The organism is Alteripontixanthobacter muriae (genome assembly GCF_013336795.1).
GTDB lineage: Bacteria > Pseudomonadota > Alphaproteobacteria > Sphingomonadales > Sphingomonadaceae > Pseudopontixanthobacter > Pseudopontixanthobacter muriae.
In genome coordinates, this window is record NZ_JAAFZT010000019.1 from 1 (window position 1) to 536 (window position 536).

General features: G+C 54.7%; 1 protein-coding gene. It reads left to right on the top strand.

The annotated features are described in order from the left end of the window. Positions 1-18 precede the first annotated feature (18 nt). Positions 19-536, top strand: a 518-nt coding sequence (locus tag G7A66_RS06190) for a PEP-CTERM sorting domain-containing protein (RefSeq protein WP_174294838.1), incomplete at its 3' end; no start/stop codon positions are given.

Below are 536 nucleotides of genomic sequence, written 5' to 3' on the forward strand. Positions count from 1 at the left end.
GTTCCCGCAAGTGCGGCAGTGATCATTTACGATTCTCCGGGCGCTGTCCAGCCCTCTGAGAACGTCTTGTTCCAGACCGCGAACCAGACGGGCACCACTGTTGAGGGTGTGACCAACCAGACTAACACGATGGTCTTTTTTACATCCAATGAACCGCTGAGGACGACTGGGAGCGAAGGTCAGTCAAGACTGGGTGCAGTTGACGGCAGCCTGGATCAGGTGTTGTTCGGCCTAAGTGACATGCAGCTGACGTTCACCGAGGCGGAGTTTAATCTTTTCAACGCTTTTCCGGATACCAGCACAGTCACCATCACGCTCAGCTCCGGGCTTACTCAGACATTCGATTTGGCTCCGAACGGCCAAAATTTCTTCGGGGTCAGAGCCACTGATGGAGATACTCTGACGAGCGTCAACTTCAATACCAACGGCAGCGGTGTTTCTGATCTAAGGCAGGTTCGCATCGGCGGTATCAGCTCGCAGATCGGTGCAGTACCTGAGCCCACCACTTGGGCAATGATGCTGTTCGGCTTTGGTGC